The organism is Rhodoplanes sp. SY1 (assembly GCF_046000175.1).
GTDB lineage: Bacteria > Pseudomonadota > Alphaproteobacteria > Rhizobiales > Xanthobacteraceae > Rhodoplanes.
In genome coordinates this window covers 51,190-77,510 of sequence record NZ_JBEOMB010000007.1, presented here as the reverse complement: position 1 = coordinate 77,510, position 26,321 = coordinate 51,190, and the positions used below count along the sequence as shown (strand labels likewise).

Here is a 26,321-nt window from a genome sequence, read left to right as displayed (position 1 = left end):
CCCGCCGGGGAGAGGTGACCGTGAGAGGCGGGTGGCGACGTGAAAGACCCGACGCCCCGGGATCGCTCCTCGGATTGGCGCGAGCGCTGGCTGGCGCTGCGCAACGGCGTGCTCGCCTCACCCCGCTTCCAGCGGCTCGCCGCCGCCTTTCCGCTCACCCGGCCGATCGCCCGCGCCCGCACCCGGGCCCTGTTCGATATCGTCGCCGGCTTCGTCTACTCGCAGATTCTCCTCGCCTGCGTGCAGTTGAAGGTGTTCGACCTGCTGGCCGACGGGCCGTTGTCGGTCGCCGCGCTCGCCGCCCGCACCGGGCTGTCGGAGGACGCCGCCCGCCGGCTGCTGGCCGCCGCCGCGACCCTCGACCTCACCGAGAAGTGCGGCGACGATCGCTTCGCGCTCGGTCGCCACGGCGCCGCGCTGCGCGGCAATGCCGGCCTGCCCGACATGATCGCGCACCACGCGCTCTTCTATAGAGACCTCGCCGATCCGGTCGCGCTCCTGCGCGGCGAGGCCGACACCGAGCTCGGCCGCTTCTGGGCCTATGCGGGCCGCGGGGCGCCGGGCTCGCTGCCGCCCGAGGCCGTCGCCTCCTACTCGCGCCTGATGGCGGCGACACAAGGCTTCGTCGCCGAGGAGGTGCTGGCTGCGGCGCCGCTCGCCGGCCGTCGCTGCCTGCTCGACGTCGGCGGCGGCGAGGGGGCGTTCCTCTCCGCCGTCGCGGCCCGCCACCCCGGCCTGTCGCTGATGCTGTTCGACCTGCCGGCCGTCGCCGAGCGGGCGCGCCAGACCTTCGCCGCGGCGGGCCTCGCCGACCGGGTCACGGTCCGGGCCGGCGACTTCCGCACCGACCCGCTGCCCACCGGCGCCGACATCGTGTCGCTCGTGCGCATCCTGCACGACCACGACGAGGACACGGTGCGGACGCTGCTCGCCGCGGTGCGACGCGCCCTGCCGGCCGGCGGCCGCGTGATGGTGGCCGAGCCGATGTCCGGAGCGCCCGGCGCCGCGCCCTTGGGTGAAGCCTATTTCGGATTCTACCTATTGGCGATGGGGCGGGGGCGACCCCGGACCCCGGGGGTGTTATGCGGCCTGCTGACGGCCGCGGGGTTCCACCGTCCACGTCTCGTGACAACCAGGAATCCTGTGATCTTACAGATGGTTATTGCGGACGCCTAGGTTGTTTGGAACGATATGACAATACGACTTGACATAGGGGGCAGTAAGCGTAGGCTGACACTCCAAGTCGGTGTTTAAGCCTCCTTGCGGTGTGGCTCGGAGACGTCATGGACACAGTTGCGGTCGTCCTAGAGGAACCCGAACGCCTCGTTCTCAGTCGTCTCGACCTCACGCATCCCGGTGACGAGGATGTGGTCGTCGACATCGACTGGAGCGGGATCAGCACCGGTACGGAGCGTCTGCTCTGGTCGGGGCGGATGCCGCCGTTTCCGGGGCTCGGTTATCCTCTGGTGCCTGGATACGAATCGGTGGGTCGCGTCACGTCGGCGGGCGAGCGCTCGGGCCGGCGGGTCGGCGAGCGCGTGTTCGTGCCGGGCGCGCGCTGCTTCGGTGACGTCCGCGGGCTGTTCGGCGGCGCCGCGCGCCGGGTCGTGGTCCCGGGCGCCAAGGCGCTGCCCATCGCCGACGATCTGAACGAGCTAGGCGTCCTCATGGCGTTGGCCGCGACTGCGTATCACGCCATGGCGGGGGCCGAACGGACGCCTCCCGATCTCGTCGTGGGGCACGGCGTCCTCGGTCGTCTCCTCGCCCGACTGGCGGTGCTGGCGGGCGGGGAGCCGCCTACGGTGTGGGAGCGCGACGCCGGTCGCGCGAAGGGCGCGCAGGGCTACCGGGTGGTCGACCCGGCCGACGATCCGCGCCGTGATTACAAGGCGATCTACGACGTCTCGGGCGACTCCAAGCTGCTCGACACGCTGATCGCGCGCCTCGCGCCGAAGGGCGAGGTCGTGCTCGCCGGCTTCTACAGCGAGCCGCTCGGCTTCGCGTTTCCGCCCGCCTTCATGCGGGAGATCTCCCTCCGGGTCGCCGCCGAATGGCGCGAGCCGGATCTCGTCGCCGTGAAGAACCTGGTCGAGACGGGGCGTTTGTCCCTCGACGGTCTCATCACCCATCGTTGCGCCGCCGCGGACGCGCCCGACGCGTACCGCACCGCGTTCACCGATCCGGCCTGCCTCAAGATGATCCTTGACTGGAGAGGGTACGCATGAACGCCCCGATGCCGATGGACCCCGCCCACCTGCGCGCCGAAGCCGCGATCGAGCCCGATCCGGTGCCGACGTCGTCGTCGAAGGCGACCCAGATCATCGCCATCTACGGCAAGGGCGGGATCGGCAAGAGCTTCACGCTCGCCAATCTCAGCTACATGATGGCCCAGCAGGGCAAGCGCGTCCTGCTGATCGGTTGCGACCCGAAGAGCGACACCACCTCGCTCCTGTTCGGCGGCCGCGCCACCCCGACCATCATCGAGACCTCGTCCAAGAAGAAGCTGGCCGGCGAGGAGATCACGATCTCCGATGTCTGCTTCAAGCGCGACGGCGTGTTCGCCATGGAGCTCGGCGGCCCGGAGGTCGGGCGCGGCTGCGGCGGGCGCGGCATCATCCACGGCTTCGAGACGCTGGAGAAGCTCGGCTTCCACGAGTGGGGCTTCGACTACGTGCTGCTCGACTTCCTGGGCGACGTGGTGTGCGGCGGCTTCGGCCTGCCGATCGCCCGCGACATGTGCCAGAAGGTCATCGTGGTCGGCTCGAACGATCTGCAGTCGCTCTACGTCGCCAACAACGTCTGCTCGGCCGTGGAGTATTTCCGCAAGCTCGGCGGCAATGTCGGCGTCGCCGGCATGGTGATCAACAAGGACGACGGCACCGGCGAGGCGAAGGCCTTCGCCGAGAAGGCCGGCATCCCGGTGCTCGCCGCGATTCCCGCAAACGAGGACATCCGCCGCAAGAGCGCCGCCTATCAGATCGTCGGCCGGCCCGGCACCGAATGGGCGCCGCTGTTCGAGGCGCTCGCGACCAACGTCGCCGAGGCGCCGCCGCAGCGGCCGAAGCCGCTGTCGCAGGACGCGCTGCTCGGCCTGTTCTCGAGCGACACGGTCGGCCGCGACGTGGTGCTGATGCCGGCGACCCAGGAAGACATGCGCGGCGGCAGCTTCGCGCCGAAGCCCTCGCTCGAAGTGATTTACGACACCGTCTGAGACATTACCCGGACCGGAGACTTAGCGTTTCATCATGACGTCGAGCCGACCCGAAACCGCAGTCGCGACCAGCGCCGGCACCGAGGTGGTGTACGACACCACCGCGGCCGTGACGCTCACGAACGCGACGCAGACCGACGCGGCGCCGATCGGCGCCGCGCCGGTCGCGGGGGCCTCGGACGCGAGTGTCTCGGGCACGGGCGTGTCCGGCGCCGAGGCGACCGACGGCGCGGTCGGCTGTCACGCCGGCGTCGACGAGATGCGCAAGGCGGCGGCCGCCGCCGGCAAGACCGAGACGCTCGACCGCTACGCGGCCGACTATCCGGTCGGCCCGCACGATCAGCCCCAGTCGATGTGCCCGGCCTTCGGCAGCTTGCGCGTCGGCCTGCGCATGCGGCGCACCGCGACGGTGCTGTCCGGCTCGGCCTGCTGCGTCTACGGGCTCACCTTCACGTCGCACTTCTACGGCGCGCGGCGCAGCGTCGGCTATGTCCCGTTCAACTCCGAGACGCTGGTCACCGGCAAGCTGTTCGAGGACATCCACGAGGCGGTCTTCAAGCTCGCCGATCCGGCCCTGCACGACGCCGTCGTGATCATCAATCTGTGCGTCCCGACCGCGTCGGGCGTGCCGCTGCAACTCCTGCCCAAGACCATCAACGACGTCCGCGTCATCGGCATCGACGTGCCCGGCTTCGGCGTGCCGACCCACGCCGAGGCGAAGGACGTGCTCGCCGGCGCGATGCTGGCCTATGCCCGCAACGAGGCGGAGCAGGGGCCCGTTCAGGCGCCGCGCGGTGGTCGTAGCGAAAAGCCGACCATCACGCTGTTGGGAGAAATGTTCCCGGCCGATCCGATCGGCATCGGCATGATGCTGGAGCCGCTCGGGCTCGCCGCCGGCCCCGTCGTGCCGACCCGCGAGTGGCGCGAGCTCTATGCGGCGCTCGACTGCGCCGCGGTCGCCGCCATCCATCCGTTCTACACGGCCTCGCTGCGCGAGTTCGAGACGGCCGGCCGGCCGATCGTCGGCTCGGCGCCGGTCGGCGTCGACGGCACGGCGGCCTGGCTCGACGCCATCGGCGCGGCTTGCGGCGTCGCCGCCGACAAGGTCGACGCCGCGAAGGCGCGGATGCTGCCCGCCATCGCGGGCGCGCTCGCCGCCAATCCGGTGCGCGGCCGCATCACGGTGTCGGGCTACGAGGGCTCCGAGCTGCTGGTCGCCCGGCTGCTGATCGAGAGCGGCGCCGAGGTGCCTTACGTCGGCACGGCTTGCCCGCGCACCCGCTGGTCGGAGAGCGACCGGGCGTGGCTCGAGGCCAAGGGCGTCAAGGTGCAGTACCGCGCCTCGCTCGAGCAGGACATCGCGGCCGTCGACGCCTTCGCGCCCGATCTCGCGATCGGCACGACGCCGGTCGTCCAGCACGCCAAGCAGCACGGCATCCCGGCCCTCTACTTCACCAACCTGATCTCGGCGCGGCCCCTGATGGGCGTCGCCGGCGCCGGCTCGCTCGCCGTCGTGGTCAACACCGCGATGGCCAACAAGGCGCGCTTCGACGCGATGACCGAGCTGTTCCGCGGCGTTGGCGCGGGCGACACGGCCGGCGTCCACGAGGACGTGCCGAAGGCGCGGCCGGAGTTCCGCGAGAAGGTGCGGCGCCAGCTCGCCGCGCAGGCCAAGAAGCGCAAGGCGGAGGAGATGATCTGATGCTCCTCCTCGATCATGATCGCGCGGGCGGCTACTGGGGCTCGGTCTACGTGTTCACGGCCGTCAAGGGCCTGCAGGTGATCATCGACGGCCCGGTCGGCTGCGAGAACCTGCCGGTCACCGCGGTGCTGCACTACACCGACGCGCTGCCGCCGCACGAGCTGCCCGTCGTCGTCACCGGCCTGTCGGAAGAAGAGCTCGGCAAGCACGGCACCGAAGGCGCCATGCATCGCGCCCACAAGGTGCTCGATCCCGATCTGCCGTCCGTCGTGGTCACCGGCTCGATCGCCGAGATGATCGGCGGTGGCGTGACGCCCGAAGGCACCGGCATCAAGCGCTTCCTGCCGCGCACCATCGACGAGGACCAGTGGCAGAGCGCCAACCGCGCGATGGCGTGGCTGTGGAGCGAGTACGGCTCCAGGAAGGTGCCGGACCGCAAGCCGCGCCAGCCCGGCGAGAAGCCGCGCGTCAACATCGTCGGCCCCTGCTACGGCACCTTCAACATGCCGTCCGATCTGGCCGAGATCCGCCGCCTGGTCGAGGGCATCGGCGCCGAGGTGAACCTGGTGTTCCCGCTCGGCACGCATCTCGCCGACATCCCGCGGCTCGCCGACGCCGACGTGAACGTCTGCATGTATCGCGAGTTCGGCCGGCTCTTGTGCGAGACGCTGGAGCGTCCCTATCTGCAGGCGCCGATCGGCCTGCACTCGACCACCAAGTTCCTGCGCACGCTGGGCGAGCTCCTCGGCCTCGATCCGGAGCCGTTCATCGCCCGCGAGCTGCACACCACCGTGAAGCCGCTGTGGGATCTGTGGCGCTCGGTGACACAGGACTTCTTCGGCACGGCGAGCTTCGGCATCGTCGCGACCGAGACCTACGCCCGGGGCGTGCGCCATTTCCTTGAGGAGGAGATGGGCCTGCCGTGTCACTTCGCGGTCGCCCGCTCGGCCGGCGTGAAGCCCGACAACGCGGCGGTGCGCAAGGCGATCCACGAGAAGACCCCGCTCGTCCTGTTCGGATCTTATAACGAACGCATGTATCTGGCCGAGATCGGCGGCCGCGCCGCCTTCATTCCGGCCTCGTTCCCGGGGGCGATCGTACGGCGCCACACCGGCACGCCGTTCATGGGCTACGCGGGTGCGACCTACCTGATCCAGGAGGTCTGCAACGCGCTGTTCGACGCACTCTTCCACATCCTTCCGCTCGGCACCGCACTGGACAAGGTGGAGGCGACGCCGTCGCGCCTGCACCGCGAGCTGCCGTGGGAGGACGCCGCCAAACGGGCGCTCGACCGTCTGGTCGAGCGGCAGCCCGTGCTGGTGCGCATCTCGGCCGCCAAGCGTCTGCGCGACGCGGCCGAGCGCAGTGCCCGGGCGGCCGGCGAGGAGCGGGTGACGGAGTCGCGTGTTCTCGGCATCGACGCCGTGGCGATGGGAGAGACCGTATGATCGCGCTCTCCCGCCCGACGTCGCGCCTCGTCATTTCATCAACCGATTCACGCCGTGCGCGGATCGCGCCGGCGGTCGATCATTCAACAGGAGGGTATGCTCATGGCTGAGGGAACGGAGCGCCTGTCGCAGCGCCTCTTGGCGGGCCACTCGGCGAAGGAGACGATGGACTATCGTCTGATCTTCGCGGCGGCCTTCGTGGCCTTCCTGCTGGAAGCCATCGGACGTCGACTCCTGCAGCGCGCGTCGCGCATGAGCCAGGCGACCGGTGACCGGTCCGTCATCGCCGAAGCCCGTGCGGCGGCCTGCAAGTACGTCCCGTTCGCCTTCATGGGATGACGGCCTTTCCAAGAGCTTCGCCCGACGCTGCCGGGCGACAGATCGTCGTGGCTCGCCACGACTTCCCAAGCCGCGCGGGATGGGCGCGGTAACGGCCGCAAGGCCATTCATCGGAGAGTATCTCCATGGCTGATAAGTCTCTGTCCGGCCTGTCAGAAGCAGAAGCGAAGGAGTTCCACAGCGTCTTCGTCTCCAGCTTCATGGGCTTCGTCGTCGTCGCCGCGATCGCTCACGTCCTCGCGTGGATGTGGCGCCCGTGGGCGAAGAACGCCTCGCTGGTCGACGGCGTGAACGTGGCGGTCAGCCACATGGCCTCGTACCTGTCGTAATAGGAGAGAAGAACAATGTGGCAAGCTTGGCTTCTTTTCGATCCGCGTCGGACGCTGGTCGCCCTCTTCACGTTCCTGTTCGGTCTGGCGCTGCTGATCCACTTCATCCTGCTCAGCACCGACCGCTTCAACTGGCTGGAGACCCCGCGTGCGAAGCCCGCCGCGGCGGCCCAGAATGCTCCGCTGCCGGCGAAGTAACAGCGATCAGGAAGGACGGCGGACGCGGCCTCGGCACTCTGCTCGGCCCGTCCGCCGCCGATGTGCAATGAGCAGGCAGGCCGTGCTCGAGCCTGCCGGCCGGTGTCGATCGGGGGATCCCAACAATGGCCATGCTCAGTTTTGAACGAAAATACCGCGTCCGTGGAGGTACGCTGATCGGCGGGGACCTCTTCGACTTCTGGGTGGGGCCGTTCTATGTCGGCTTCTTCGGAGTCACGACGGTTTTCTTTACCTTCCTCGGCACGGCACTCATCATTTGGGGCGCGGCCCTCGGGCCGACCTGGAACATTTGGCAGATCAACATCGCACCGCCGGACTTGAGCTACGGGCTGACGCTCGCGCCGCTCAAGGAAGGAGGGCTGTGGCAGATCATCACCGTGTGCGCGCTGGGCGCGTTCTGCTCCTGGGCGCTGCGCCAGGCGGAAATCGCCCGCAAGCTCGGCATGGGTCTCCACATCCCGGTCGCGTTCGGCTTTGCCATCTTCGCTTATGTCGCCTTGGTCGTCATCCGGCCGTTGCTCATGGGCGCCTGGGGGCACGGTTTCCCCTACGGCATCATGAGCCATCTCGACTGGGTGTCGAACGTCGGGTACCAGTACCTGCACTTCCACTACAATCCGGCGCATTGCATCGCGATCACGTTCTTCTTCACGAACGCGCTCGCGCTCGCCATGCACGGATCCCTGATCGTCTCGGCCGCCAATCCCAGGAAGGGCGAGATCGTGAAGGGCGCGGAACACGAGAACACGATCTTCCGGGACACCGTCGGCTACTCGATCGGCACGCTCGGCATTCATCGCCTCGGCCTGTTCCTCGCGGTCAGTGCAGCGTTCTGGAGCGCCGTCTGCATCATCATCAGCGGCCCGTTCTGGACGCGCGGCTGGCCTGAGTGGTGGAGCTGGTGGCTCGACCTCCCGATCTGGCGTTAGGAGGGGGCTCACATGGCTGAGTATCAGAACATCTTTACCCAGGTGCAGATCAGAGGCCCCGGCTATGCCGGCGTGCCCCTGGAAGGCTCCGACGGGCACAGGGTGGGCGGCCAGAGCTTCCACTCCTACTGGCTGGGCAAGCTCGGCGATGCCCAGGTCGGCCCGATCTATTTGGGCTGGACTGGCATCTTCTCGCTGCTCTGCGGCTTCATCGCCTTCGAGATCATCGGGCTGAACATGTTCGCCTCGGTGAACTGGGATCCGATCCAGTTCGTCCGGCAGCTTCCGTGGCTGGCTCTCGAGCCGCCGCCGCCCGCCTACGGCCTCAAGATCCCGCCGCTCAACGACGGCGGCTGGTGGCTGATGGCGGGGTTCTTCCTGACGCTCTCGATCCTCCTCTGGTGGGTGCGGGTCTATCAACGCGCGCGCGTTCTCGGGATGGGAACCCATCTCGCCTGGGCGTTCGCGTCGGCGATCTTCCTGTACCTGTCGCTCGGCTTCTTCCGTCCGATCCTGATGGGAAGCTGGGCGGAGGCCGTTCCGTTCGGGATCTTCCCGCATCTCGACTGGACGGCGGCGTTCTCGATCCGCTACGGCAATCTGTTCTACAACCCCTTCCACATGCTCTCGATCGCGTTCCTGTATGGCTCGGCGGTGCTCTTCGCGATGCACGGCGCGACCATCCTGGCCGTGAGTCACTTCGGGGGTGAGCGGGAGGTCGAGCAGATCGTCGATCGCGGCACCGCATACGAGCGGGCGGCGCTGTTCTGGCGCTGGACCATGGGCTTCAACGCCACGGCGGAGTCGATCCACCGTTGGGGTTGGTGGTTCGCGGTCCTGGTCACCCTGACGGGCGGCATCGGTATTCTGCTGACCGGCACGGTGGTCGACAATTGGTATCTCTGGGCCGTCAAGCACGGCGTGGCACCGATGTATCCCGCGGTGTTCCCGCCGGTCGTCGACCCCAACCTGATTCCTGGAGGCTAGTCATGAGCGTCTTTGCGATGCGAATGCTGGCCGGGATCTCCGCAGCCCTCGCTCTCCTCCTGGTGGTCTACGCTTTCGAGTTCCCACCGGTGGACAGCGTTCAGCGCGGTTATCGCGGGCTCGCGATGGAGGAGAACTCCAATCCGCGGGTCGACCGGGCGAAGGTGAGAGCCAATCAGCTGCCAGAGCCGGCTCCGGCCACCGACCCGGCCGGCCAGAAGGCCTCGCAGGTCTACACCAACCTCAAGGTGCTCGGCGACATGGACGCCAACGAGTTCCTGCGGTTGATGACGGACATGACGACCTGGGTGTCGCCCGATCAGGGCTGCGCCTACTGCCACGACGAGAACGATCTCGCCGCGGATCGCCCGTACACCAAGATCGTCTCCCGGCGCATGCTGGAGATGGTCCGGTACATCAACGGAAGCTGGAAGACGCACGTGGCCGACACGGGCGTCACCTGCTGGGCTTGCCATCGCGGCCAGCCCGTCCCGGCGAGCGTCTGGTACTTCGACGCACCGCGGACGGCGCAGGGCCAGGCCGGCAATCGCGCCGGTCAGAACGTCGCCTCGGCGGCGGGTGGCATCACGGCCCTCCCGGTCGACCCCTTCACGCCCTTCATCAAGGACGGGAAGGACATCCGGGTTCTGTCCGGTACGGCGCTCCCGGCGGGCAACCGGGCGTCGATCAAGCAGACGGAATGGACCTACAGCCTGATGATGCACATTTCGAAGGGCCTGGGGGTCAATTGCACGTACTGCCACAACTCGCGGTCCTTCTTCGACTGGGACCAGAGCACTCCGCAACGCACCACCGCGTGGTACGGCATCCGGATGACGCGTGACATCAACACGCAATTCCTCGAGCCGCTCACCCCGCAGTTCCCGGCGAACCGCCTCGGTCCGACGGGTGACGTCGCGAAAGTGAACTGTGCCACCTGCCACGAAGGCGTCTACAAGCCGCTCTACGGCGCCAACATGATCAAGGATTATCCGATCCTGGTCGGGCCGGCTCCGGCGCGGACGGCGTCTGCCGCTCCGGCGGCGAAGTGAGCGACTGAGCATGGCCATGCGGGTCGCCCACGGGCGGCTCGCCGGCGATGCGGCGGACCGCAGCGTGACCGGCGTCGTCGACCTTTTCGGCCGACGACGCCGATTTCGTTTCGGCCCCAAGGTCCACTGCCACGTGCCACTGCCACTGCCACTGCCACGTGCCCGTGCCCCGGTGCGGGCCTGCCGCGCCCTGGCCTCGCGGCTCCGACGCCGACGTGCCTCGCGCGCGTGACCGGCGAGGATGGCGGGACCGGAGCTCCCGCGCGTCCGCTCGCGGTGTCGTCTCCGCCGTGTCCTCGTTCCGCGGTTCCTGCAACGCGGCCCCGGCGCTCCCGACATTGATTTCCCGGGCTGCCTGACGTCTAGTCGGCGCCGTGTCCGGAGGCCGCATGACGCAACGTTCCGATGTCCCCGCCGACCCGCCTGCCGGCGATCGCGACGCGAGAGTCCCCGACGAGGCCGCCGGCGCCGTGCCGTCGCCGAACGCCGACGAGATCCGCCGCATCGGCCTGTCGAACGCGCTGCGCGAGGTGACGGCGCCGCTCCACCGCCGGGCCGAGAAGGCCGGGGCGATCAGCGACATCGTGCGCGGCCGCTCGAGCCGGGCCGCCTATGCGCTGCTGCTGCGCAACCTGCACGCCGTCTACGAGGCGATCGAGCGTGGCCTCGACCGCCATCGCGCGACGCCCGCGGTCCGCCACGTCGTGCGCGACGAGGTGTTCCGGGCCGGCGCGATCGCGCTCGATCTCGAGAATCTCTGCGGCGGCTCCGCGGCGGCCGCGGCCGTGCCGCTGCTGCCGGAGGGCCGCGCCTATGCCGAGGCCGTGACGGCGTCGGCCGACGGCGACGGCGTCGGCCTGATCGGCCACGCCTACACGCGCTACCTCGGCGATCTCAGCGGCGGCCAGACGGTCAGCCAGGTGCTGGCCCGCACGCTCGGGCTCGACGCCGACAAGCGCAACATCTACCGGTTCGCCGCGATCGGCGATCTCGACGCCTACAAGGATGGATACCGGGCGGCGATCGACCGCGCCGCCTACGAGACCGACCGGCCGGACGCGATCCTGGCCGAGGCGATGCGGGCGTTCCGCCTCAACATCGCGCTGTTCTGGGCCGTCCAGGCGGCCGCCGGCGGCGCTGCGGCCCGCGCCGGCACGCCGGCGCCCGTGGACTAGGGGCGCCACGCGTCGATCCCGCGCCGCCCGGTCCCGTGGGAGCGGGCGGAGCGACGGTCCTGGGCGCGCGCCCGGGCGCCGGTGGGGACGCGGCGATCTTCCTCCTCGCGGCGGCGCGGCCGCGGCGGCGTCTCGTCCGCGTGCGGGAGCAGCAGGGCGGTGGGGAGCCCGGGAACGCGGAGGCTGCCGGCCGACCGGGATCGGCGCCCGAACGCTGCCCTTGCCCTCGCGACGCCGGCCATTCATCCCTTCTTCCGAGATCGAATCATCCGGCCCGGAGGAGCGCCATGCGAAGCAAGGGTGCGACTGCCATGGGCGCCGCTGCGCTCGCGCTGTCGGCGCTCGCGGCCGCCGGCCCGGCCCGGGCCGACCTGAAAATCTGCAACCGGCTCAGCTTCGTGGTCGAGGCGGCGCTGGGGCTGGAGGAGAAGGGCGCGACGGCGACGCGCGGCTGGTTCCGGCTCGATCCCGGCCAGTGCCGGGTGGTGCTTCAGGGCACGGTCGAGGCCGAGCAGATCTTTCTCCATGCCCGTGCCTTGCCGGTCTATGGCCCGTCGCCCGAGCCGCAGAGCGGCCACGCCGACCTGTGCATCGCCGACGGCGACTTCGTCATCGCGGCGGCGCGCGCCTGCCGGCCGCCGCAGCGCTTCGCCCGCTTCACCGCCGTGAAGCCCTCCGAGACCCAAGAGGGCGTCGTCGCGGGCGTCGTCGCGGGCGGCGCCGCGGGCGGTGCCGCCGGCCTCGTCGCGGCGCTCGCCGAGGAGGCCGAGTATTCCGAGGAGCAGGCCCGCCTCGCCGGCATCCAGCGCCTCCTGGTGATGGCCGGCTACGACGCCAACCCGGTCGACGGCGTCGCCGGCCCGAAGACCGAGGCGGCCATCGCCCAGTTTCTCAAGGACCGCGGGCTCGGCGCGCAGGCCAAGGACGCGCCGGACCTGTTCGACCGGCTGATCGAGACCGTCCAGCAGCCGGCCGCCACCGGCTTCTCCTGGTGCAACGACACCCGCTACGCCGTGCTGGCCGCCGTCGGCACCGACGAGAAGCGCGGCATCGTCGCCCGCGGCTGGTACCGGATCGAGCCCGGCAAGTGCCTGCGACCCGACCTCGAAGGCAGGCCGCGCCGGCTCTACAGCTTCGGCGAGGCGGTCGACCGCGACGGCCAGCCGGTGCGGGGCGGCACCGGCACCGGGCGGCTCTCCTGGGGCGGCGACACCACCCTGTGCACCCGCGAGGCGCGCTTCGAGCTCTCCGACCACAAGGACTGCGCCGCGGCGGGCCTCGACGCCACCGGCTTCGCCACCATCGACCTCGGCGCCCAACCGGCGACCACGGTCCGGTTTCGCGAGTGAGGCGCCATGCGCTGCGGGCGCATCCTGAACGGCCATGCCCCGGTGGCGCATTCTGAAGGGATGCACCGCGTCGCCCGATGCACGGCCTCGTGCGCCGCAGAGCCGGGGCCCAGGGGCCGCACGACTTGCGGCACGGCAGGCCCCTCGCCCGATCGCTCCTGGGTCCCGGTTCGCGGCGCGGCGCGCCGCGCCCGGGACACGAGACCTCGACCGAGGCGGCGCAGCGGAACGAGTTGCCGGGGAGGCGTGACGCCCGGCGGCGATCGGGCTAAACACTGCGCCATGTCCAGCGCCTCCGACAGCCCCGCCGCCGCGGCCTCGGCCGCCGAAACCGCCGCCGCCACCCGGAGTTTCGACCATGTCGAGACCTGGGTGTTCGACCTCGACAACACGCTCTACCCGCATCACCTCAACCTGTGGCAGCAGGTCGATGTGCGCATCCGCGACTACATCGCGCGCTTTCTCGCCGTCACCCACGACGAGGCGTTCCGGGTGCAGAAGGACTACTACAAGCGCTTCGGCACCAGCATGCGCGGGCTGATGATCGAGCACGGCATGAAGGCGGACGACTTTCTCGCCTATGTGCACGAGATCGACCACTCGCCGCTGGAGCCGAACCCGGCGCTCGGCGCCGCGATCGAGCGCCTGCCCGGGCGCAAGCTGATCCTCACCAACGGCACCCGAAGCCACGCGGCCGCCGTGCTGGCCAAGCTCGAGATCGATCACTGCTTCGAGGACGTGTTCGACATCGTCGCAGGCGAGCTGTCGCCGAAGCCGTTCCCCGAGGTCTACGACAAGTTCCTGTCCCGCCACGGCGTCGACCCGACCAAGGCGGCGCTGTTCGAGGATCTGGCCCGCAACCTCGCGGTGCCCCATACGCTCGGCATGGTCACGGTGCTGGTGGTGCCGGAGAAGACCCGCGAGGTGTTCCGCGAATATTGGGAGCTGGAAGGCCACGACGCCGACCATGTCGACCACGTCACCGACGACCTCACCGGCTTCCTGCAGCGGCTGCCGTAGCGCGGCTCACCCGACCGGCCGACCTGCGCGGCGCGCCGGTCCCGCGCCCTTGACAGACGGCCGGCCTGCCCCGACAAGGCGGCCGCCATTGCGATTTTTCGAGGATTGCCGCATGTCGCATGCAGATCTCGCCAAGACCATCGACGAGGCGTTCGAGCGCCGCGCCGAGTTCGGCCCGGACACCACGGGCGCGGTGCGCGACGCCGTCGACCGGGCGCTGCGCCTGCTCGACTGCGGCGAGGCGCGGGTCGCGGAAAAGCAGGCCGACGGCGCCTGGCGGGTCAACCAGTGGCTGAAGAAGGCGGTCCTGCTCTCGTTCCGGCTCAATGACATGGCCGTCATCCCGGGCGGTCCCGGCGCGGCGGTGTGGTGGGACAAGGTGCCGTCCAAGTTCGACGGCTGGAGCGAGACGCAGTTCCGCGCCGCCGGCTTTCGCGCGGTTCCCGGGTGTGTCGTCAGGCGCTCGGCCTACATCGCGCCGAACGTCGTGCTGATGCCGTCCTTCGTCAATCTCGGCGCCCATGTCGACACCGGCACCATGATCGACACCTGGGCGACGGTCGGCTCCTGCGCGCAGATCGGGAAGAACTGCCACATCTCGGGCGGCGCCGGCATCGGCGGCGTGCTGGAGCCGCTGCAGGCCGGCCCGGTGATCATCGAGGACGACTGCTTCATCGGCGCCCGCGCCGAGGTCGCCGAGGGCGTGATCGTGCGCCAGGGCTCGGTGCTCTCGATGGGCGTCTATCTCGGCGCCTCGACCAAGATCGTCGACCGGGCGACCGGGGAGGTGTTCATGGGCGAGGTGCCGCCCTATTCGGTCGTGGTGTCGGGCACCATGCCGGGCAAGCCGTTCCCGGACGGCACGCCGGGCCCGGGCCTCTACTGCGCCGTGATCGTCAAGCGCGTCGACGAGAAGACCCGCTCGAAGACCTCGATCAACGAGCTTTTGCGGGACTGATGCCGCGGCCTCTGCCGCAGGCGCAGTGGGGGACGACATGAGCTGGCATGACGTCCTGTTCGGGTTCGACGGCCGCATCGGCCGCAAGACCTTCTGGATCGCCCTGGTCGCCGTGATGGCCGTGGAGCTCGTCTGCCACGTGATCGCCGGCGCCATCGAGGGCGAGCGGCTCACCTCGATCGTCAGCCTCGCCTTCAGCTATCCCGAGTTCGCCATCATGGCGAAGCGCGGCCACGACCGCGGCATGCCGACCGCGATTCCCGCCGCGTTCTTCGGGATCAGCGTCGTCATCGACTTCCTGTTCGTGATCGGCGCCGCCGGCTCCTCGGAGGAGCCGAGCGCGCTCCTCTTGATGCTCACCGTACCGTGGCTGGTCTTCGCCCTCGCCCTGATCGTCGACCTCGGCTTCCGGCCCGGCACGCCGGGGCCGAACCGCTGGGGACCGGTGCCGGCGAGCGGTCGGCCGCGCGGCAACGGGCGGGCGGAGTGACACCATGCCGGCCGACGTCGTCGCCATCGCCCAGAGTCTCCTGCGCTGCCCGTCGGTGACGCCGGCGGAAGGCGGTGCGCTCGCCTACGTGGCCGAGGTTCTGTCGCGCGCCGGGTTCACGGTCGAGCGGCCGGTGTTCTCCGAGCCCGGCCATGCGGACGTCGAGAATCTCTATGCCCGCATCGGCAGCGGCGGGCCGCATCTCGTCTTCGCCGGCCACACCGACGTGGTGCCGCCCGGCGACGAGTCGCGGTGGACGTATCCACCGTTCGGCGGCGCGTTGGCGGACGGCGTGCTCTACGGCCGCGGCGCCGTCGACATGAAGGGCGCGGTCGCCTGCGCGCTCGCCGCGGCGCTCGATCATCTCGCCGCGAACGGCGGCCGGCCGAAGGGCACGCTGTCCTTCCTGCTCACCGGCGACGAGGAGGGCGTCGCCGTCAACGGCACCGTGAAGCTCCTGAAATGGGCGGCGGAGCGCGGCGAGACATTCGATCACTGCATCCTGGGCGAACCGACCAACCCGGACGCGCTCGGCGACATGATAAAAATCGGGCGGCGCGGCTCGCAGAACGGCACCCTGGTCGTCACCGGCACGCCGGGCCACGTCGCCTATCCGCATCTCGCCGACAATCCAGTGCGCCACGTCGTGCGCATGATCGCGGCGCTGCTCGCCGAGCCGCTCGACGCCGGCACGGATCACTTCGACCCGTCCAATCTCGAGTTCACATCGATCGACGTCGGCAACAAGACCGTCAACGTGATCCCGGCCGAGGCGCGGGCGCGCTTCAACATCCGCTTCAACGATCTGCACACGCAAGCGACGCTGCGCGATCTGATCGAGACTCGCGCCACGGCCGCCGCACAGGGCGCGCGGTTCCGCGTCGACTGGGAGCCGTCCAACGCCGATGCGTTCCTCACCGCGCCGGGGCCGTTCGTGACGCTCGTCGGCGACGCGATCACGTCGGTCACCGGGCGCGCTGCAAAACTCTCGACCTCGGGCGGCACGTCGGACGCGCGGTTCATCAAGAACTATTGTCCGGTGGTCGAGTTCGGCCTGGTCAACGCCTCGATGCACGGCATCGACGAGCGCGTGCCGGTGGCGGACCTCCTCGCGCTCACCGCCGTCTACCGCGAGATTTTTTCCCGCTACTTCGGCTGAGGCGCGGCGCGTCGCGCGGTCCGGCGCAGGCGTCACGGACGCAGGCGCGCAAGAAGCGGTGCGCCGGGTCGGCGTCCATGCGCGGATGCCAGAGCATCGACACGGAGAACTCCGGCACCCGGACCGGCAGCGCGAAGCTGTGCATGCCGTCGCGCAGCGTGCCGGTGTGGCGCTCGGGCACGCTGGCGATCAGGTCGGAGGCGCGGGCCAGCGCCAGCGCGGTGGCGAAGCCGCCGACGATCGTCGCGACGTCGAGCGCCAGCCCCAGCGGCTCCAGCGCCTCGTCGATCGGTCCCTTCCCGAGGCCCTGCCGCGAGAACAGGATGTGGCGGCCGGCGGCGTAGCGCGCCGGCGTGATCGCGCCGCGGCACAGCGGATGGCCCTTCCGCACCACGCCGATGAAGCGGTCGCGGAACAGCGTCTGGACGCGCAGCTCCGGCCCCGTCGTCGCAGCGACGACGCCGGTCTCCAGATCGACGGTGCCGTCGCGCAGCAGCGCGCTGTCGCGGTCGGCCTTCGGGATGAAGCGCAGCCGCACCCCCGGCGCCTGCGCGCCGATCCGGGCGACCAGATCGGGACCGAAATTGTCGACGAAGCCGTCGCTGGTCCGCAGCGTGAAGGTCCGCGTCACGGTGGCGAGATCGACCGCCTCGGCCGGACGCAGCACCGCCTCCGCCTCCTGCACCAGCGGCCCGATCCGTTCGCGCAGCGCGACCGCCCGCGGGGTCGGCACCAAGCCGCGGCCGGCCCGCACCAGCAGCGGATCGCCGGTCGCGGCGCGCAGCCGCGCCAGCGCTCGGCTCATCGCCGACGGGCTGAGCCGCAGCCGCTTCGCGGCGCGGGCGACGCTGCCCTCGGCGAGCAGCACGTCGAGCGTGACGAGGAGATTGAGATCGGGGCGGGCCATGCGTCGAGCCTAGCACGGATCGCGCCATATGTGGCGTCTCGCGCACGAATAACATGCAGAGCATGCGCGTTCCGCCATGTCTCCGCGACCCTTAGGTTGGGGGGATCGCGGCCGCGTTGCCGCCACCCCCCGGAGATCGTGATGACACAGGTCGCGCTCGACCAGACTGCCGCCGTCGCCGTTCCGGCCGAAGCCGAGCGGCCCGCCGCGCCGCGCGGGGCGCTCGCGGCGCTGTCGCTGTCGATGCTGCTGGCCGCGCTCGGGGCCGGCGCAGCGAACGTCGCGCTGCCGACGCTCGTCGCCGCGTTCGGCGCCTCCTTCGCGGCGGTCCAGTGGGTCGTGCTCGGCTATTTGCTCGCCGTCACCACGCTGATCGTGATCGCCGGCCGGCTCGGCGACGCGATCGGGCGCCGTCGCGTGCTGCTCGGTGGGCTCGCCTTGTTCACCGTGGCCTCGGTGCTCGCCGGGGTCGCGCCCTCGCTCGGCCTGCTGATCGCCGCCCGGATCGTTCAGGGCATCGGGGCCGCCGTGCTGATGGCGCTCACCCTCGCTGCGGTCGCCGACACGGTGCCGAAGGAGCGGATCGGCAGCGCCATGGGGCTGCTCGGCACCATGTCGGCGGTCGGCACGGCGCTCGGTCCGTCGCTCGGCGGGATCCTGATCACGAGCTTCGGCTGGCGCGTGCTCTTCCTCGTCAACCTGCCGCTCGGCCTCGTCGCGATGCTGCTCGCGGCGCGCCACCTGCCAGCCGACCGCTCAACCGCGAAGGTCGACAGCGCGGCGTTCGACGTCGCCGGCACGCTGCTGCTCGCCGTGACGCTTGCGGCCTATGCGCTCGCAGTGACGCTCGGGCGCGGCCCGCTCGGGGCGCTCGCGCCGGGTCTGCTGGCCGCGGCGGCCGTCGGCCTCGTCGCGTTCGTAGCGGTCGAGCGACGGGCGGCCTCGCCGCTGATCCGGCCCGCGCTCCTCGCCGATCCGCGGCTCGGCGCTGCGCTGTTCGGCAATGCCGTGGTCTCGACCGTGATGATGGCGACCCTGGTGGTCGGTCCGTTCCAGCTCGCCCGCGTGTTCGGGCTCGATCCGGCGCCGATCGGCCTGGTGCTGGCGGTCGGGCCGCTGGTCGCGGCGGCGACGGGCGTGCCGGCCGGCCGTCTGGTCGACCGGGCCGGAGCGACGCGCACGACGCTCGCCGGCCTTCTCGCCGTGGCGGTCGGTGCGGCGCTCCTCGCGGCCATGCCGGTGCGGCTCGGCATCGGCGGCTACGTCGCGGCGATCGCGGTCGCCACCGCCGGCTACGCGCTGTTCCAGGCGGCCAACAACACCGCCGTCCTGGCCGCGGTGACGGCCGACCAGCGCGGCGTCGTCTCCGGCATGCTCAACCTGTCGCGCAATCTCGGCCTCGTCACCGGCGCGTCCGCCATGGGGGCCGTGTTCGCGGCCGCAACCGGCGCGCCCGAGATCGCCACGGCGCCGCCCGCGGCGGTCGCGCTCGGGTTCCGCGTCACCTTCCTGGTCGGCGCCGGGCTGGCCGCGCTGGCGCTGATCGGCATGGCCGCGGTCGGCCGCATCGCGCGCGGCGCGGCGCCGGACTGAGGCGACGGGTGTGAGCTACGCGCGTCAATACTCCACGGCGACCAGATAAAGGCCGTCGGGCGGGGCGACCGGGCCGCAGGCGGCGCGGTCGCGCGCGGTCAGGGCGGCGGAGAGATCGTCGCCGCTCCAGCGGCCGTCGCCGACCATCACCAGCGAGCCGACCATCGAGCGCACCTGATGATGCAGGAACGAGCGCGCCACCGCCGTGATCAGGATGTCGTCGCCGGAGCGGTCGACGTCGAGCCGGTCGAGCGTCTTCTCGGGCGATTGCGCCTGGCACTCGGCCGCCCGGAACGTGGTGAAGTCGTGCCGGCCGACGAGCCGCTGCGCCGCCGCGTGCATGGCCGGCACGTCGAGCGCCTTCGGCACCCGGAAGGCGCGACCCTCGTCGAGCGCCAGCGGCGCCCGGCGGTTGACGATGCGATACATGTAGTGGCGCCGGGTCGCCGAGAAACGCGCGTCGAAGTCGTCGGCCGCGTCCTCGGCCATGAGCACCGCGACCGGATGCGGCCGCAGATGGGCGTTCGCCGCGTCCCGCACCGTGTCGGTGTCGAAGCGCTTCGCCAGATCGACATGGGCGACCTGGCCGAGCGCGTGGACGCCGGCGTCGGTGCGGCCGGCGCCCTTCACGGTCACGGGCTCGCCCGCGAAGGCGGCGAACGCCTCCTCCAGCACGCCCTGCACCGAGACGCCGTTCTGCTGGACCTGCCAGCCGACGAAGGGCGCGCCGTTGTATTCGATGGTCAGCTTGTAACGCGGCATGATGTGTCTTCCCTCACGCGAGCACGGTGCCGGGTTCGACCGCAGTGCCGCGCAGAAACTCGTCCGCCGTCATCGGCTGGCGACCGGCCCGCTGGAGCTGCAGGATGCGCACGGCCCCGTCGCCGCAGGCGATCGTGAGCCGGTGATCCAGCACGGTGCCGGGCCGCCCCGAGCCTTCGCCGCGCGTCGTGCGCAGCACCTTGATGCGGGCCGGCCCCTTCGCCTCGGGCAGCTCGAACCAGGCGCCCGGAAACGGTGACAGGCCACGGGCGTGGTCGTGCACGGCCGTCCACGGTTTCGTCCAGTCGATGCGGGTCTCCGCCTTCTCGATCTTGGCCGCGTAGGTGACGCCCGCGTCGGCCTGCGGGGTCAGCGCGAGGGTGCCGCGCTCCAGCGCCGCGAGCGCACGCGCCATCAGGTCGGCGCCGAGCCGGGCGAGTGCGTCGTGCAGGTCGCCGGCCGTCATGTCGGGCGCGATCGCGAGCCGCTCGGCCATGGCGACCGGGCCGGTGTCGAGACCCTCCTCCATGCGCATCACCATCACGGCGGTCTCGGCGTCGCCCGCCATCACGGCGCGGTTGATCGGGGCGGCGCCGCGCCAGCGCGGCAGCGCCGAAGCGTGCAGGTTGAAGCAACCGAGCCGCGGCGCGTCGAGCACCGGCTTGGGCAGGATCAAGCCGTAGGCGACCACCACGGCGGCGTCGGCCTCGTGCGCCCGGAACGCCGCCTGCGCGTCCTCGCTGCGCAGCGTCTTCGGCGTCAGCACCGGAATCGCGAGCCGGCGCGCCTCCTCCTCGATCGGGGTCGGCTGCAGCGCCATGCCGCGGCCGGCCGGCTTTGGCGCGCGCGTGTAGACGGCGACGACCTCGTGGCCGCGGCCGACGATCTCGAGGAAGGTCGGCACGGCGAAGTCCGGCGTGCCCATGAAGACGAGGCGGAGCGGCATGACGAGCCCGAATCGCCGGAACGGCGCGCCGCGACCGTAGTCGAACGGGATGCCGCAAGCCAAGCCGTGCCGACACTATTCGGTAACCATCGGCGCGTGCCGGCATATCGTCCGGTTCACGACCCGGAACGTCCCTTAGTTGTCGGCGCTTTTTGGGACGGGCTATGGTTTGCTGGGGACGTGGCCCGCGACCGCGGTGGCGTGCCGGCCGTCGTGCACGGCCCTGGTCGCACCCGGGCGGCATTCAGGACAGGACCACATGCCTGCCGAGACCCTGACCTTCCGGACGCTGAGCGGCAGCGCCATGGACCGGCGCCCGATCGACCTGCGCGCCGTCGTGATCGCGGTGTGGACCAGCCGCGACCCGACCGGACGCGACCTGCGCGTCGCCGAGATGGAGGCGCTCGGGATTCCGCGCCCGCCTTCGACCCCGCAGTTCCGGCGGATCTCCACCCATCGGCTGACCTCGGCGGACGCCATCGAGGTGGTGGGGGCAGAGTCGTCGGGCGAGGTCGAGGTGGTGCTGGTGCGCGACGTCCGCGGCCTGTGGGTCGGGGTCGGCTCCGACCATACCGATCGCCGCATGGAGCGCAGCGAGCCGCATGTGGCGAAGCAGATGTGCGACAAGCCGATCGCCCCGGATCTGTGGGCCTTCGACGACGTCGCCGACCACTGGGACGCGCTGATCCTGCGCTCCTGGATCGTCGAGCACGGCGAGACGCGGCTCTATCAGGAAGGCAGCGTCGCCGCGATCCTGCCGCCCGGCGAGCTGATGCGCGCCTTCGCGGGGCGCGAGGATCTGCCCGAGGGCACGGCGCTCTACTGCGGCACCTTCGCGGCGATCGGCGGCATCCGCCCGTCGTCGCGCTTCGCCTACGAGCTGTTCGATCCGCAGCGCGAGCGGCGCATCGTCCACGCCTACGACGTCGTCGCGCTGCCGGCCGGGATCTGACGATGCCGATGCGGCGGCCGGAGTCTCTCGTCGGCGTGATGGTGGTCGTCCTGATCGCGGCGGCGATCGCGGGAGCGGGCTCGACCGCGCCGGCCGCGGCCCAGTCGCCGTCCGTCCCCTCGGCCGGACTGCCGGATGGCTTCGTGCGGCTGCGCGAGCGCGATCCCTCGATTCGCCAGGACATGCGGTATGCCGGGCCGTTCAACTTCACCGGACGGCGCGTGCCGGGCTATCTGGCCGGCGAATGCATCCTGCTGCGGCCGGTCGCCGAGGCGCTCGCCCGCGCCCAGGCGCGCCTGCTGGCCGACGGCTATTCGCTGAAGGTGTACGACTGCTACCGGCCCGAGCGGGCGGTGCGGGCCTTCGTCGAGTGGGCGCAGAGCCCCGAGCCCGACCGCATGGCGCCGATCTTCTCGCCCGCCATCCACAAGTCGCAGCAGTTCGCGCTCGGCTACATCGCCAAGCGATCGCGCCACTCGCTCGGCATCGCCGTCGATGTCGGCCTGGTGCGGGCCGACGAGCCCGACCTGCCGACGCCGCGCGACGCCGGCCCGTGCGACGGTCCCTTCGCGCAGCGGGCGCGCGAGTCGAGCCTCGACATGGGCACGGCCTTCGACTGCTCGGCCCCGGCGAGCGCGACGGCCGCCCGCGTCGCACCGGCGGCGCGGGCGAATCGCGACCGGCTGGTCGGTGCGCTGGCGGCGGAAGGCTTCCGCAACTACCGGCTCGAGTGGTGGCACTTCGACTATGGCGGGCCGACACCGCCGCTGCGCGCGTGGGATTTTCCCGTGAAGTGAGAACTCGCCTTCGCGATCGCACGGCGGGCGGTCCGATGCCGCGACGGGTGATGGATACCGGCTTCGCCCGGCTCGCCCGCGTGATTAACCTTTCGGTAAGGGCCGACGAGAAAATACCGGGAGTTGAGTCGATTCCTCCACCTTCGCCGTCCAGAATAGGGCGATTGTCGGTGGGGACCACATGAAGGCGCGCGGACTCGTTCTGCCGTTCCATGCGCTGATCGCAGTCGCCGGAGCCCTGATCGGAATCGGGCTGCTGGCGATCGGCTTGACCGTCTGGGGACTCAGGTCGGACGCGATCCGCGTATCGGTGCGCGACTCGGAGAACATCGCCCTGCTGATCGGCGATCAGATCGCCGGAGCAGTGGAGCCGCTCGTCGACATCCTCGACGAGGTTCGCGAGCGCGCCGCCGCGGTGCGCATCGACAGCGAGGAGGCGTTCCGCCGCCACTTCGGCTCCGAGGCGGTGTTCCAGACGCTCAACGATCGCCTCCGCCGGCTGCCCGGTCGCGCCGTCATCACCATCACCAACCGCGACGGCGAGACCGTCAACACCACCCGGGCGTGGCCGCCGCTCGCGATGAATCTGGGCGACCGCGAGTACGTGACCCATTTCGGCGGCGAGCCGTCCGACTCGCTGTTCGTCAGCACGCCGCTGGTCAGCCGCGTCACCGGCGAGACCACGATCTACTTCAGCAAGGCCATCGTGAGCGATCGCGGCGAGTATCTCGGCGTCGTCACGGCCGGTTTCGAGATCGCCTATTTCGAGCGGATCTGGCGCTCGATCGCGAGCCTGACCGGCCGGACCTTCCTGCTCGTCCGCACCGACGGAACCATCCTGGCCCGCTTCCCGGATCCGCGCCGCTGGGCCGGCGAGCGGCTGCCGGCGACCTCGCCGTGGTACCGCGTGGTGGCGGACGGCGGGGGCTCGTTCCGGGGGGGCGGCTATTTCGATCCGGAGCGGCGCTGGGTCTCGGTGCAGCCGCTCGACCGCTTCCGGCTCGTCGTCGACATCGCCGTGTCGGAGAACCTGGTGCTCGAGGCGTGGCGCCGCCGCGCCGTGCTGATCGCGGTCGCCACCCTGCTCGCGGTGTTGTCCGCCGTGATGCTGCTGCGGGCCCTGATCGTCCAGTTCCGTCGGCTGACCCGCTCGGAGTCCTCGCTCGCCGCGACCTCGGCGGAGCTCAAGCAGGTCAATGCGCGGCTCGACACGGCGCTCAACAACATGTCGCAGGGCCTGTGCATGTTCGATCGCGAGCAGCGCCTGGTGATCTGCAACGAGCGCTATCTGCGCATGTACGGGCTGACGCCCTACGACGCGCCGCCCGGCATCACGCTCGAGCAGCTGCTCGCCCGCCGTCTCGCCGCCGGCACCTTCATGGGCGACATCACGGATTACCAGTCCCGCCTGCTCGACCGGCTCGGCGACGGCACCCGCATCTACATCCAGACCGAGCTGCCCGACGGCCGCATCGTCGCGGTGCTCAACCAGGCGACGCCGGACGGTGGCTGGGTCGCCACCCACGAGGACGTCACCGAACGCCAGCGCGCCGCCTGGCGCATCGCCCACATGGCGCGCCACGATGCGCTCACCGACCTCGCCAACCGGCTGCTGTTCAGCGAGCGCATGGACGAGGCCTTCACGCGGCTGCGCGACACGGGCGAAGGCTTCGCCCTGTTCATCTTCGATCTCGACCTGTTCAAGGCCGTCAACGATTCGCTCGGCCACCCGGTCGGCGACGCGCTGCTCAAGGCGGTCGCCGAGCGCCTGCGCAAGCACGTGCCGGAGGACTGCACGGTCGGTCGGCTCGGCGGCGACGAGTTCGCCATCCTGATGCCGGGCGGCGACGATCGCCGCGGTGCCGCCGCGCAGCTCGCCACGACGCTGCTCGAAGTCGTCGGCGCCCCCTACGACATCGACGGCAGCCGCATCGGCATCGGCATCAGCGCCGGCATCGCGCTCGCGCCGGAGGACGGCGACGACACCTCGACGCTGCTCAAGAACGCCGACCTCGCGCTCTACCGCGCCAAGGCGGCGGGCCGGCACTGCATCCGCTTCTTCGAGATGGAGATGGATGCGCAGGCCCGCATGCAACACGTGCTGGAGATCGACCTGCGCAACGCGCTCGCCCGCGGCGAGCTCGACGTCCACTATCAGGTCATCGTCGACGTCGGCTCCCGCATGCCCTGCAGCGTCGAGGCGCTGGTGCGCTGGCAGCATCCCGTCTTCGGGCCGTTGTCGCCGGACCGCTTCATCCCGATCGCCGAGGACACCGGGATGATCATGGCGATCGGCGAGTGGATCCTGCGCCGCGCCTGCACGGACGCGATGGCGTGGCCGGCGCACATCAAGGTCGCCGTCAATCTCTCGCCCGTGCAGTTCCGCGATCCGGGCCTGGTGCCGACCGTGCGCGGCATCCTCGCGACCGCCGGCCTGCCGCCGGCGCGGCTGGAGATCGAGATCACCGAATCGGTGCTGCTGCAGAAGAACACCGCCATCACGGGCATGCTCACCGAGCTCGCCGGGCTGGGCATCAACATCGTGCTCGACGATTTCGGAGTCGGCTACTCGTCGCTCAGCTATCTGCGCCAGTTCCCGTTCTCGAAGATCAAGATCGACCGCGGCTTCGTGAGCGAGATGACGCAGCGCACCGACTGCGCCACCATCGTCAGCGCCGTCACCGGGCTCGCTCATGCCCTCGACATGCAGACCACGGCCGAGGGCGTCGAGACGTGGGAGCAGTTCCGCCTCGTCCAGGCGGCCGGCTGCAGCCAAGCCCAGGGCTATCTGTTCAGCAAGCCGCAGCCGGCCGACTGCATCGACTTCTCGCGGCGCGGCAACGGCGAGCGCAGCAACCACGGCTGAGCGTTTCGCGATCCGAGATCGCGCGGCCGCGCGCGACGCCTGACGAGCCAGCCGCTGACAAGCGCGACACGACGCGTTAGAACAAGCGACAGCGCCGGCGACCTTCGGATCGTCGGCGACCCGCCTCGCGTCGGTTCCGTCCGCATCCGTCCCATCTCCCTCATCGTCAGGATCTCGTCATGCAGGATTCGCGCACGCCGGTCGGCCTGATCGGCCTCGGTCTCATCGGCACGGCGCTGGCGCAGCGTCTGCTCGGCGCCGGCTTCGCCGTGGTCGGCACCGACATCGCGGCCGATGCCCGCGCCCGCCTCGCCGGGCTGGGCGGCACCGCGGTCGACACGGTCGCGGAGATCGCGCGGCGCTGCGAGCGTGTACTGATCGCGGTGTTCAACAGCGATCAGGTCGAGAGCGTGATCGAAGGCGAGGGCGGGATCCTGTCGGTCGATCCGGCGTCGCGCCGCACGACCCTCGTCCTCAACTTCGCGACCTGCGATCCCGACCGCATGGTGGCGCTCGCGGCGCGGCTCGCGCCGTCCGGGCTCGGCTTCCTGGAGACGCCGCTGTCCGGCGCGAGCGATCAGGTCGCGCGCGGCGAGGCGGTGTGCCTGGTCGGCGGCGAGCCGGCGGCGCTCGACGCGGCGCGCGATATCGTCGCGGCGGTCTGCGCCAAGTCCTTCCATCTCGGCCCGGTCGGCAACGGTGCCAAGGCGAAGCTCGCCACCAACCTGATTCTCGGCCTCAACCGCGCGGCGCTCGCCGAAGGGCTCGTCTACGCCGATCTGCTCGGCCTGCCGCTCGACGCCTTCTTCGAGGCGGCGCGCAACTCCGCCGCCTACTCGCAGGCCATGGATGTCAAGGGCCGCAAGATGATCGCGCGCGACTTCGCCACCGCCGGCAAGGTGTCGCAGTCGGCGAAGGACTTCGCCTTGATCCTCGGCACGGCGCGCGAGCACGGCCAGGCGCTGCCCTTCGCGGCCGCCTATGCCGAGGCGATGGCCGGCTGCATCGCGGCCGGCGAGGGCGACTGGGACAACTCGGCCATCATCGAGCACGTCCGCCGCCAACGCACGCGAGGGGTGAAGCGCCACGATCGCTGACGCATCCTGCTGAGTTGACGAGCCCCTCCGCCGC

Annotated in this window: 25 protein-coding genes; 22 read left to right on the top strand and 3 right to left on the bottom strand. The window is 70.7% G+C overall.

Going from position 1 to position 26,321, the window contains the following annotated elements:
* The first annotated feature begins 39 nt into the window (after positions 1–39).
* The 17 genes from ABTU92_RS02385 (at position 40) to dapE (ending at position 16,367) form a co-directional block, all read left to right on the top strand.
* Positions 40–1,176, top strand: coding sequence for a methyltransferase (locus ABTU92_RS02385; protein ID WP_408087295.1), 1,137 nt, complete (start codon positions 40–42; stop codon positions 1,174–1,176).
* Between the two features lie 107 nt (positions 1,177–1,283).
* Positions 1,284–2,225: a chlorophyll synthesis pathway protein BchC gene (bchC, locus tag ABTU92_RS02380; protein ID WP_408087390.1), complete on the top strand. Its 942-nt coding sequence runs from the start codon at positions 1,284–1,286 to the stop codon at positions 2,223–2,225.
* Entirely contained in the window at positions 2,222–3,211 is a 990-nt protein-coding gene (locus ABTU92_RS02375; RefSeq protein ID WP_111356910.1) for a chlorophyllide a reductase iron protein subunit X, read from the top strand. Before bchC ends, ABTU92_RS02375 begins: the two co-directional genes overlap by 4 nt.
* Before the next feature lie 34 nt (positions 3,212–3,245).
* Positions 3,246–4,913, top strand: a complete 1,668-nt coding sequence (gene bchY / locus ABTU92_RS02370) for a chlorophyllide a reductase subunit Y (protein WP_408087293.1) — start codon at positions 3,246–3,248, stop codon at positions 4,911–4,913.
* Entirely contained in the window at positions 4,913–6,361 is a 1,449-nt protein-coding gene (bchZ, locus tag ABTU92_RS02365) for a chlorophyllide a reductase subunit Z (RefSeq protein WP_408087291.1), read from the top strand. Before bchY ends, bchZ begins: the two co-directional genes overlap by 1 nt.
* Before the next feature lie 102 nt (positions 6,362–6,463).
* Positions 6,464–6,700, top strand: coding sequence for a hypothetical protein (locus tag ABTU92_RS02360; RefSeq protein ID WP_146618724.1), 237 nt, complete (start codon positions 6,464–6,466; stop codon positions 6,698–6,700).
* A 125-nt stretch (positions 6,701–6,825) separates the two neighbouring features.
* Complete coding sequence (pufB, locus tag ABTU92_RS02355) at positions 6,826–7,029, top strand: light-harvesting antenna LH1, beta subunit (RefSeq protein WP_111356913.1); 204 nt, start codon at positions 6,826–6,828, stop codon at positions 7,027–7,029.
* A gap of 15 nt (positions 7,030–7,044) precedes the next feature.
* Entirely contained in the window at positions 7,045–7,227 is a 183-nt protein-coding gene (gene pufA, locus ABTU92_RS02350; RefSeq protein WP_111356914.1) for a light-harvesting antenna LH1, alpha subunit, read from the top strand.
* 125 nt (positions 7,228–7,352) lie between these two features.
* Positions 7,353–8,177, top strand: a complete 825-nt coding sequence (gene pufL / locus ABTU92_RS02345) for a photosynthetic reaction center subunit L (protein ID WP_111356915.1) — start codon at positions 7,353–7,355, stop codon at positions 8,175–8,177.
* Positions 8,178–8,189: 12 nt separating this feature from the next.
* Entirely contained in the window at positions 8,190–9,164 is a 975-nt protein-coding gene (gene pufM, locus ABTU92_RS02340) for a photosynthetic reaction center subunit M (RefSeq protein WP_408087288.1), read from the top strand.
* A gap of 2 nt (positions 9,165–9,166) precedes the next feature.
* Positions 9,167–10,216: a photosynthetic reaction center cytochrome PufC gene (gene pufC, locus ABTU92_RS02335; protein ID WP_408087286.1), complete on the top strand. Its 1,050-nt coding sequence runs from the start codon at positions 9,167–9,169 to the stop codon at positions 10,214–10,216.
* Between the two features lie 389 nt (positions 10,217–10,605).
* Positions 10,606–11,391, top strand: coding sequence for a heme oxygenase (biliverdin-producing) (locus ABTU92_RS02330; RefSeq protein WP_408087284.1), 786 nt, complete (start codon positions 10,606–10,608; stop codon positions 11,389–11,391).
* Between the two features lie 287 nt (positions 11,392–11,678).
* Positions 11,679–12,740 (top strand): DUF1036 domain-containing protein, encoded by a 1,062-nt coding sequence (locus ABTU92_RS02325; protein ID WP_408087282.1) that lies wholly within the window; start codon positions 11,679–11,681, stop codon positions 12,738–12,740.
* A gap of 282 nt (positions 12,741–13,022) precedes the next feature.
* Positions 13,023–13,760: a pyrimidine 5'-nucleotidase gene (locus ABTU92_RS02320; protein ID WP_408087280.1), complete on the top strand. Its 738-nt coding sequence runs from the start codon at positions 13,023–13,025 to the stop codon at positions 13,758–13,760.
* Between the two features lie 112 nt (positions 13,761–13,872).
* Positions 13,873–14,718, top strand: a complete 846-nt coding sequence (gene dapD / locus ABTU92_RS02315) for a 2,3,4,5-tetrahydropyridine-2,6-dicarboxylate N-succinyltransferase (RefSeq protein WP_408087278.1) — start codon at positions 13,873–13,875, stop codon at positions 14,716–14,718.
* Positions 14,719–14,755: 37 nt separating this feature from the next.
* Complete coding sequence (locus tag ABTU92_RS02310) at positions 14,756–15,208, top strand: DUF805 domain-containing protein (RefSeq protein ID WP_408087276.1); 453 nt, start codon at positions 14,756–14,758, stop codon at positions 15,206–15,208.
* 4 nt (positions 15,209–15,212) lie between these two features.
* Positions 15,213–16,367 carry a succinyl-diaminopimelate desuccinylase gene (gene dapE, locus ABTU92_RS02305; protein WP_408087274.1) on the top strand — a complete coding sequence of 385 codons (1,155 nt, stop codon included), beginning with the start codon at positions 15,213–15,215 and terminating at the stop codon, positions 16,365–16,367.
* Here the strand turns inward: dapE and ABTU92_RS02300 are convergent.
* Positions 16,324–17,274 carry a LysR family transcriptional regulator gene (locus ABTU92_RS02300; protein ID WP_408087272.1) on the bottom strand — a complete coding sequence of 317 codons (951 nt, stop codon included), beginning with the start codon at positions 17,272–17,274 and terminating at the stop codon, positions 16,324–16,326. The genes dapE and ABTU92_RS02300 overlap by 44 nt on opposite strands.
* Before the next feature lie 141 nt (positions 17,275–17,415).
* Here ABTU92_RS02300 and ABTU92_RS02295 point away from each other — a divergent pair, with 141 nt between their 5' ends.
* Positions 17,416–18,867, top strand: a complete 1,452-nt coding sequence (locus ABTU92_RS02295; protein ID WP_408087270.1) for an MFS transporter — start codon at positions 17,416–17,418, stop codon at positions 18,865–18,867.
* Positions 18,868–18,891: 24 nt separating this feature from the next.
* Here ABTU92_RS02295 and truA read toward each other — a convergent pair whose 3' ends face one another.
* Positions 18,892–19,629, bottom strand: a complete 738-nt coding sequence (gene truA / locus ABTU92_RS02290; RefSeq protein WP_408087268.1) for a tRNA pseudouridine(38-40) synthase TruA — start codon at positions 19,627–19,629, stop codon at positions 18,892–18,894.
* Between the two features lie 13 nt (positions 19,630–19,642).
* Positions 19,643–20,575 carry a methionyl-tRNA formyltransferase gene (gene fmt / locus ABTU92_RS02285; RefSeq protein ID WP_408087266.1) on the bottom strand — a complete coding sequence of 311 codons (933 nt, stop codon included), beginning with the start codon at positions 20,573–20,575 and terminating at the stop codon, positions 19,643–19,645.
* A 259-nt stretch (positions 20,576–20,834) separates the two neighbouring features.
* Between fmt and ABTU92_RS02280 the strand changes: the two genes are divergently transcribed.
* The 4 genes from ABTU92_RS02280 (at position 20,835) to ABTU92_RS02265 (ending at position 26,287) form a co-directional block, all read left to right on the top strand.
* Positions 20,835–21,527 (top strand): DUF2848 domain-containing protein, encoded by a 693-nt coding sequence (locus ABTU92_RS02280; protein WP_408087264.1) that lies wholly within the window; start codon positions 20,835–20,837, stop codon positions 21,525–21,527.
* A 2-nt stretch (positions 21,528–21,529) separates the two neighbouring features.
* Positions 21,530–22,324 carry a M15 family metallopeptidase gene (locus tag ABTU92_RS02275; RefSeq protein ID WP_408087262.1) on the top strand — a complete coding sequence of 265 codons (795 nt, stop codon included), beginning with the start codon at positions 21,530–21,532 and terminating at the stop codon, positions 22,322–22,324.
* A gap of 181 nt (positions 22,325–22,505) precedes the next feature.
* Positions 22,506–25,190, top strand: a complete 2,685-nt coding sequence (locus ABTU92_RS02270; protein WP_408087260.1) for an EAL domain-containing protein — start codon at positions 22,506–22,508, stop codon at positions 25,188–25,190.
* Positions 25,191–25,369: 179 nt separating this feature from the next.
* On the top strand, positions 25,370–26,287 hold the full coding sequence (locus ABTU92_RS02265) for an NAD(P)-dependent oxidoreductase (protein WP_408087258.1): 918 nt from the start codon (positions 25,370–25,372) through the stop codon (positions 26,285–26,287).
* The last annotated feature ends 34 nt before the right edge of the window (positions 26,288–26,321 follow it).

Bases quoted from the DNA above. Each gene is read 5' to 3' on its own strand.
- bchC (WP_408087390.1), top strand. From the start codon at position 1,284: ATGGACACAGTTGCGGTCGTCCTAGAGGAACCCGAACGCCTCGTTCTC.
- ABTU92_RS02375 (WP_111356910.1), top strand. From the start codon at position 2,222: ATGAACGCCCCGATGCCGATGGACCCCGCCCACCTGCGCGCCGAAGCC.
- bchY (WP_408087293.1), top strand. From the start codon at position 3,246: ATGACGTCGAGCCGACCCGAAACCGCAGTCGCGACCAGCGCCGGCACC.
- bchZ (WP_408087291.1), top strand. From the start codon at position 4,913: ATGCTCCTCCTCGATCATGATCGCGCGGGCGGCTACTGGGGCTCGGTC.
- ABTU92_RS02360 (WP_146618724.1), top strand. From the start codon at position 6,464: ATGGCTGAGGGAACGGAGCGCCTGTCGCAGCGCCTCTTGGCGGGCCAC.
- pufB (WP_111356913.1), top strand. From the start codon at position 6,826: ATGGCTGATAAGTCTCTGTCCGGCCTGTCAGAAGCAGAAGCGAAGGAG.
- pufA (WP_111356914.1), top strand. From the start codon at position 7,045: ATGTGGCAAGCTTGGCTTCTTTTCGATCCGCGTCGGACGCTGGTCGCC.
- pufL (WP_111356915.1), top strand. From the start codon at position 7,353: ATGGCCATGCTCAGTTTTGAACGAAAATACCGCGTCCGTGGAGGTACG.
- pufM (WP_408087288.1), top strand. From the start codon at position 8,190: ATGGCTGAGTATCAGAACATCTTTACCCAGGTGCAGATCAGAGGCCCC.
- pufC (WP_408087286.1), top strand. From the start codon at position 9,167: ATGAGCGTCTTTGCGATGCGAATGCTGGCCGGGATCTCCGCAGCCCTC.
- ABTU92_RS02330 (WP_408087284.1), top strand. From the start codon at position 10,606: ATGACGCAACGTTCCGATGTCCCCGCCGACCCGCCTGCCGGCGATCGC.
- ABTU92_RS02325 (WP_408087282.1), top strand. From the start codon at position 11,679: ATGCGAAGCAAGGGTGCGACTGCCATGGGCGCCGCTGCGCTCGCGCTG.
- ABTU92_RS02320 (WP_408087280.1), top strand. From the start codon at position 13,023: ATGTCCAGCGCCTCCGACAGCCCCGCCGCCGCGGCCTCGGCCGCCGAA.
- dapD (WP_408087278.1), top strand. From the start codon at position 13,873: ATGTCGCATGCAGATCTCGCCAAGACCATCGACGAGGCGTTCGAGCGC.
- ABTU92_RS02310 (WP_408087276.1), top strand. From the start codon at position 14,756: ATGAGCTGGCATGACGTCCTGTTCGGGTTCGACGGCCGCATCGGCCGC.
- dapE (WP_408087274.1), top strand. From the start codon at position 15,213: ATGCCGGCCGACGTCGTCGCCATCGCCCAGAGTCTCCTGCGCTGCCCG.
- ABTU92_RS02300 (WP_408087272.1), bottom strand. From the start codon at position 17,274: ATGGCCCGCCCCGATCTCAATCTCCTCGTCACGCTCGACGTGCTGCTC.
- ABTU92_RS02295 (WP_408087270.1), top strand. From the start codon at position 17,416: ATGACACAGGTCGCGCTCGACCAGACTGCCGCCGTCGCCGTTCCGGCC.
- truA (WP_408087268.1), bottom strand. From the start codon at position 19,629: ATGCCGCGTTACAAGCTGACCATCGAATACAACGGCGCGCCCTTCGTC.
- fmt (WP_408087266.1), bottom strand. From the start codon at position 20,575: ATGCCGCTCCGCCTCGTCTTCATGGGCACGCCGGACTTCGCCGTGCCG.
- ABTU92_RS02280 (WP_408087264.1), top strand. From the start codon at position 20,835: ATGCCTGCCGAGACCCTGACCTTCCGGACGCTGAGCGGCAGCGCCATG.
- ABTU92_RS02275 (WP_408087262.1), top strand. From the start codon at position 21,530: ATGCCGATGCGGCGGCCGGAGTCTCTCGTCGGCGTGATGGTGGTCGTC.
- ABTU92_RS02270 (WP_408087260.1), top strand. From the start codon at position 22,506: ATGAAGGCGCGCGGACTCGTTCTGCCGTTCCATGCGCTGATCGCAGTC.
- ABTU92_RS02265 (WP_408087258.1), top strand. From the start codon at position 25,370: ATGCAGGATTCGCGCACGCCGGTCGGCCTGATCGGCCTCGGTCTCATC.